Origin of the sequence: Phyllobacterium sp. (assembly GCF_037994405.1) — a bacterium.
Taxonomy (GTDB): Bacteria; Pseudomonadota; Alphaproteobacteria; order Rhizobiales; family Rhizobiaceae; genus Phyllobacterium.
The window spans coordinates 42,459-48,903 of record NZ_JBBNAN010000475.1 but is presented as its reverse complement, the minus strand read 5'-3'; the positions used below and the strand labels follow the sequence as shown (position 1 = coordinate 48,903).

Genomic DNA, 6,445 nt, shown 5'->3' with positions numbered 1-6,445 from the left:
ATCGAGCTCTCGCCGCCCTCCTCGTAATTGACCACGAATTGCACGGCGATCTTCGCGCCGCCCGGCCATTTCGGATCGGGCGTATTGCGGCCGTAGCCTATCAGATTGCGGGGATAGTGAGACAAGGGAAGCGCCGATCAGTGCGAGTGCTTTGGCTTATTGTCTTTGCGGCTATGGCGTACATGGAGCAACGCAACCATCCACCCGCCGGCAGCGATAGTCACAGGAAGTATGAAGAGGTAGAAGGCCTGGGCGAAGTTCATGCTTTCAGTCCTTTTCAAAACCAGCCGCGCCGCTAAATGTAATGCAGAACCGGCAAGAATCCAAACTATCGTTGAGAACGAAGTGGTAATGGAGAAACCGGCTGCAGCCGTTGGTGTAATGAATCCCGCGGCGAAGCATGCTGTCGATCGCCGGTCAAGCGCGCTGGCCAGCAGCTTCGTTCGCTCATTGTCGATGACGGCGCAATTATCCGCGATCAACGGCGCTTAAACACCGAGCCAACAGCCGAAACAGCGGCAGCCGCAAGAGCCAGCTTCAGGATGTCAGCAACGATGAACGGGCCGACACCGTAGGTGAAGGCTTGTTCAACGCCGAAAAGGTAGGCCATCCACAGAAAGCCCATGGCAAGAATGACGATTTCGCCAGCAAGCATCGCCAGGCCAAGCACAATCGGATTGCGGGCAAAGCCCCGGTCCGAGGCGAGGCCAATGATCCATGCGGCAACCACGAAACCCAGGAGATAACCGCCCGTCGGTCCAACCATATAGGCAAGGCCAATACCCTTTTCCGGCGTTCCGGTGAACACAGGCATGCCGAGCGCGCCCTCAAACAGGTAAAGCGCCATGGTGGCAACGGCGAGACGCGAGCCATAGGCTGCTGAGATGGCGAAGACGGCGAAAGTCTGCAACGTGACGTTGACGAAAACCATGTCGACTTTGGTCTTGGCAGCCAGGGTCATCAGCGCAGTACCGGCGAGAGCGAGCGAAACGTACCAGATAGCTTTGGCGAGCTGGCCTTCCGGCTGGAACTCCTGGGCAAGGGAGCGGGTTTGAGCAGCGATCATCTTCTTATCCTCCGGACTAGCTTTCGCCTTATGATGAAAACGTATATTGGGGATTATGACGCACTGCAATACGTCGAAAGACCCATGAAGGTACTATCCATCGATGTCTCTCGTTTTCGACAGTACATTTGCGCCGCGCTATGGCGAAGCCATCGATATTGCGGCCAATGTCAAGCGAATCACGGTCAATAATCCGAGCCCCTTCACCTTCCATGGCACCAATTCCTACCTGGTCGGAAAGGAGACGCTGGCGCTGATCGACCCCGGCCCCATCGACGATGCGCATCATGCGACGCTGCTGCGAGTGATCGCGGGGCGCCCGGTCAGCCACATCTTCGTCAGCCATACCCATCGCGACCACTCGCCGCTCGCGACGGTCATGAAGGATGAACTTGGCGCCATCCTCGTTGCCGAGGGCCCGCATCGCCCCGCTCGCGCCTTGCACATCGGTGAGGTCAACCTGCTCGATGCCAGCGGCGATACGGAATTCGTCCCCGATGTGCTGGTGCCGGATGACATGCTGATCGAAGGCGACGGCTGGGCACTGCGCGCCATCCACACACCCGGGCACACGGCAAACCATGTGGTCTTTGCCCTGGAAGGGACTGGCATCCTGTTTTCCGCCGACCATGTCATGGCCTGGGCAACCTCCATCGTTGCGCCGCCGGACGGTTCGATGTCGGACTATATGGCTTCGCTTGACCGCCTGTCGCAACGGCATGACCGTGTGTACTTTCCCGGCCATGGCGGCCCGGTGACCAAGCCCAAGACCTTTGTACGCGGATTGAAAGCCCACAGGAAAATGCGCGAGCGCGCGATAATCGAGCGTGTGAAGGCTGGGGACCGCACCATTGCCGATATGGTCAGGGTGATCTATCGCGAGACCGACCCAAGGCTGCACGGCGCTGCGGCTCTCTCGGTACTCGCGCATCTTGAGGACCTTGTCGATCGTGGCCTGGTGCAGACCGGGGGAAACCCCGCGATCGATGGGGTCTATTGGATTTGAATTACGCCCCGCGATCGATGCCGATCATCTCTTCCCTTGGGGGAGAGAAAGGGTTTTCTTGGATTTAGTCCTTGCTAAATCCTTAGAAAATCCAAGCGAGGGGATTTGAAGCGCACCATGCCAAATCCCCTCTCTGGCGATTTCCAGCGCAAGGGCCAAGATGCTGAAATCGCTACCGGGGCGAGCCACAGGTCTTCGCCCGCCTTTGCCCCCCGCAAGGGGAGATAAGCGCGGCGACGTTCCATTACTGGGCCGGCTGGGTCGTCTCTTCTTCCGGCTGTGCACCCTGCACTTCCGCATCCAGCGCCGTCATGAAAGCAGTGATGCGGTCGGCGTTCTCGCCGAGATCATGGATGCCGTAGCGGGAGACCGAGCGCATATCGACATAGGTGGTTTCGCCCTCATCGGAGAGGCGGATAACCACATCGCTCGTGAACCCCAGAAGCCAGGTCCTTGCCACGACTTCAAGCAGGATTTCCTCATCCTCGCCCGGCTCACCCTTTTGCTGAACGATCGTCCAGCCATTATTGGAGATGACGGTGTTGACGGCCGTCAGGATCCGGTCAGGTGAGCCCTCGTAGCGGCGGCCGGTCACTTGCGGATAAGCACTCGATTGAACGCCGCGGCTCGCTTCATCGTTGACGAGCGGATTCATCCGCTCCGTCCGCTGCCCTGCAGCGAACAGATCTGGCGGATCGGTGATGTCGGTCGAGACGTCGTAGATCGTCGGAAGAGCGAGCGCCTGATAAAGCGTGCCGGCAAATGGCGCCAATACGACCATCGCAATCACGGCGCCCCAGAATGCGCTGGGGAATCCGCGGTCGCCTCGCCGCCAGACACTTGTGAAGCCCTTGACGCTGAGCAGAACTGCAAGCAGCGCCAGCCCCGCAACAATCGCAAGGAGCCAGAGGAATTCCGGCGTCTCTATGCGTTCGAAGCGATGACCGAGCCCGGACAGCACGAACAGAATCGCCGACAGAAACGCTACACGGACCGACCATTTGGCCGAAATCGATTGGCGGCGTCGAAAATGCGTTCGCATGGAATCCTGGCATGAGCTGGTCTTCGGTTATGCAGAACAGCTATTACCATATTCGAAACGAAGCAAGCAGTTGAACCGCGCGCTCCGCTTTATGCCGTTAGCGCCTTGTAGACCCGCCCACCTCACCATATTGCAATCCGATTGCCGGGTCGCTCTTGCTGATCTTGCCGTTTTCAACATGGCCCGCACAGCGGCGCAGGAAGCTATTGCTGTTGGTTCCGTCGACGAAGGCAACATCCGTACCAGCCGTCTATCGTCGTGATTTCAACACTTTCCTTGCCGTTCTGGATCACTTCCTCACAACCCGTATAGGCATTGATCAGTTTCAGTTTACCACTGGCGTTAGGCCTTTTATCGAAGACAAGCCGGAGCTTCTTTCCGTCATCGCCCACCTTGTTTACGTCGACAATATTGGGCAGCGCCATCTGCAATGTATCGAGGGAGTTGCCCCTGAATTCGAACAAATAGCCATTGGGGCCGTGAATGACGTGCGCATAGTCCTGCGGTTGAACCACCTATGATCTGGGCATAGTCCGATACTTCGATTGGCGCCGCCGGTCTTTACGCCTTCAACGCTACAGAGCCAGGGGCTGTCAGACCTCGAATATGGGATGACATAGAATGATGCGCTAAGAGGGCCGGGATTTCTGATTGTCCAATCCACTCGCGTTGCCGTCCGTATGAGTTCCATACTTGACGAAAACCTGGAAGTCATAGCTGACCGGCAATACCTCGCAGCGCACCTTGTCCTTGACAAGAACCGGCTGTTTGGTCAGCGGATCTGCGTTAACAGCGGCAATGTCAGGACTGAAGGCAGGTAGTTTCAGTGCAGTCTGCTTTTTCTTTCGCGTCAAATATTGACCGGTTTGGATTCATCAACAAGTTTTTCCATCACCATCGTGTTGGCGCTTCGATTGAAATCATTGTTTGCTCAAGCTCTGCGCTCACCGCATCAAAGGTAGACCTGGAAACGGTGTCCTCTGTGTTGGCCTCCGATCCATTACAGGCCGAAATCAAAATCAATGGGAATAACAGGCAAAAGCGATGTTTCAAAATCTTGCTCCAACAGAACAAACTCGAAATTCAATGTGGAAAAAAAGGTCGTGCGTCATATTTGATCCGGCCCGCGCAAAGGGTGATGCGGACCTCTGGTGTTGAATACCTGCCGCATGTAAAATCTCGCAGCACGACATTTAAGCCGTTTACACTTTATGAGTGGATCGGCTGTCACATAGCTGACATCATCGTGGAGGTGATTTGGGCTAAATCCCAAACGGTAGGAAACAGAGGGCGGAACGCAAACCGCTTATCGCAAATGAGAATGACGAGGCCGGAGAGAATGCCTGAAGCTGGCAAAGCGGTTTCGCTTGAAGTTGTAGAAATTGAACTGGCGCTTGGCGCACAGGATATTGTTGCCGACGGTTTCGAAGGTGCGCTGCGGAAAGCGGCCGAACTCGTCAATGGCGAGGTGATCTTTAATATCAGAGCCCCGGAAGACAGCGAGCAGCAGCGGATCGCCGCGATCTCCGTTTCCGATGGCACGACCGACCAGACCGTGTTCGTCATGCTTGGCAAGGATGGGACCAGTTTGACCGTGACATCCGAGCAGGATGAGGCCACCCTCCTCAACAAGCTCGGCACGGATTTTGCCGCTATCATGAAAGGGTTGCGGCCTTGAACACCGCTTGCCCGTTCCTGCGAAGATTTTGCGCAAGAATGGTGAGAATTCGCGCAGAAGTTGCCGATTTTCACACACGAATCGCGGATTCTGGCACGGTTTTCTGCGCCTTGAGTTGAGTTTTTGGTTAGTTCGGTTGCAAGGAGGATTTCTTGCGACCACGGCTTTGCGCTTGACGACAAGTCCAGCTAAGGTTGCTCAACCCTCAAAGCCGGAGTGCCAAAATGGCGAACAGCCACCCCCTCACCAATGTCCAGCAGCGCGATATCAACGCCATCCTTCATCCCTATACGCCGATCCACAAGCTTCAGGAAGCGGGCCCGCTCGTGATGGGCCATGGCAAGGGCGTCTATCTCTATGACACCCAGGGCAAGGAATATATCGAGGGCATGTCCGGCCTGTGGTGTGCGGGCCTTGGCTTTGGCGATGAGGAAATGATCGAGGCTGCCACCGAACAGTTGCGGACCCTGCCCTATTACCACCTCTTTGGTGGCAAGGGCATGGAGCCGGCCATCGAACTTGCTGAAAAGCTTAAGGAAATCGCGCCGGTGCCGATTTCGAAAGTGTTCTATACCTCGTCCGGCTCAGAGGCCAATGACACGCAGGTCAAGCTTGCCTGGTACTACAACAATGCGCTTGGCCGGCCGAACAAGAAGAAGATCATCTCCCGCGTCAAAGCCTATCACGGCGTGACAGTCATGGCCGCGTCACTGACTGGCCTGCCTGGCAACCACAAGGGCTGGGATCTGCCGGTTGAGGGCATTCTGCATACCGAATGCCCGCATTATTATCGCTTCGGCGTTGAGGGCGAAAGCGAGGCGGAGTTTGTCTCCCGTATCGCCAAGTCATTGAAAGACATGATAGAACGCGAGGGGCCGGAGACAATTGCGGCGTTCATCGCCGAGCCCGTCATGGGTGCGGGTGGCGTTATCGTTCCGCCTTCCGGCTATTTCGCCGCCATTGAACCCATCCTGCGCGAGTATGATATTCTCATCATCGCCGATGAGGTGATCACCGGATTTGGCCGCACGGGCAATTGGTGGGGCAGTCAGACCGTCGGCATGACGCCGACGACCATCTCCGCCGCCAAGCAGCTGACCGCTGCCTATGCGCCGCTAGGTGCAGTTCTGGTGCCGGAGCATGTCTACCAGGCCTATGTCGACCACAGCGCCCAGCTCGGCACCTTCGGTCATGGTTTCACCTATGGCGGGCATCCGGTTGGCTGCGCGCTCGGCGTAAAAGCGATCGAGATCTATCAGCGCCGCAATATTGCTGAATATGTCCAAAGGCTTACGCCAACCTTCGAAGCGCGGTTGAACAAGGTCAAGGACCACCCGTTGGTTGGTGACGTGCGCAGTTCCGGCCTGATGGGCGCGGCAGAACTCGTTGCCGACAAGGCGACAAAGCGTTCCTTCGATCCGGCCCATGGCGTCGCTGCACAGCTCGCGCGCTTCCTTGAGGCGCACGGCGCAGTGCTCCGCGCGATCGGCGATTCCATCGCCTTCTGCCCACCCATGATCATCACCGAAGACGAACTCAACGAGCTGTTCAACCGCTTCGAAAAAGCACTGGCCGATACCGAGGCCTATGTGCAGAAGAACGGGCTGCGCGCAATAATTGTTTGAAATCAAGAAGAAGGGGCGGCAGTTTTCA

At 56.9% G+C, this 6,445-nt stretch carries 6 protein-coding genes and 1 pseudogene; 3 read left to right on the top strand and 4 right to left on the bottom strand.

Translation table 11 applies throughout. The features are described 5' to 3' along the window. Positions 1–125 (bottom strand): annotated as a pseudogene (locus AAAC48_RS26475) (allantoinase); the annotation flags it as partial. Positions 126–478: 353 nt separating this feature from the next. After that, entirely contained in the window at positions 479–1,066 is a 588-nt protein-coding gene (locus AAAC48_RS26470; RefSeq protein ID WP_340657055.1) for a biotin transporter BioY, read from the bottom strand. Positions 1,067–1,169: 103 nt separating this feature from the next. On the opposite strand from AAAC48_RS26470, the gene AAAC48_RS26465 reads away from it, so the two are divergent. Continuing rightward, positions 1,170–2,072, top strand: coding sequence for an MBL fold metallo-hydrolase (locus tag AAAC48_RS26465; protein ID WP_340657054.1), 903 nt, complete (start codon positions 1,170–1,172; stop codon positions 2,070–2,072). Between the two features lie 244 nt (positions 2,073–2,316). On the opposite strand, the gene AAAC48_RS26460 is transcribed toward AAAC48_RS26465, so the two are convergent. Both AAAC48_RS26460 and AAAC48_RS26455 read right to left on the bottom strand, forming a co-directional pair. Beyond that, entirely contained in the window at positions 2,317–3,114 is a 798-nt protein-coding gene (locus tag AAAC48_RS26460; protein ID WP_340657053.1) for a DUF1499 domain-containing protein, read from the bottom strand. A 203-nt stretch (positions 3,115–3,317) separates the two neighbouring features. Next, on the bottom strand, positions 3,318–3,629 hold the full coding sequence (locus AAAC48_RS26455) for a hypothetical protein (RefSeq protein WP_340657052.1): 312 nt from the start codon (positions 3,627–3,629) through the stop codon (positions 3,318–3,320). A 311-nt stretch (positions 3,630–3,940) separates the two neighbouring features. Between AAAC48_RS26455 and AAAC48_RS26450 the strand changes: the two genes are divergently transcribed. Then, positions 3,941–4,792 (top strand): hypothetical protein, encoded by an 852-nt coding sequence (locus tag AAAC48_RS26450; RefSeq protein WP_340657051.1) that lies wholly within the window; start codon positions 3,941–3,943, stop codon positions 4,790–4,792. A 224-nt stretch (positions 4,793–5,016) separates the two neighbouring features. Continuing rightward, entirely contained in the window at positions 5,017–6,417 is a 1,401-nt protein-coding gene (locus AAAC48_RS26445) for an aminotransferase (RefSeq protein WP_340657050.1), read from the top strand. Positions 6,418–6,445 lie beyond the last annotated feature (28 nt).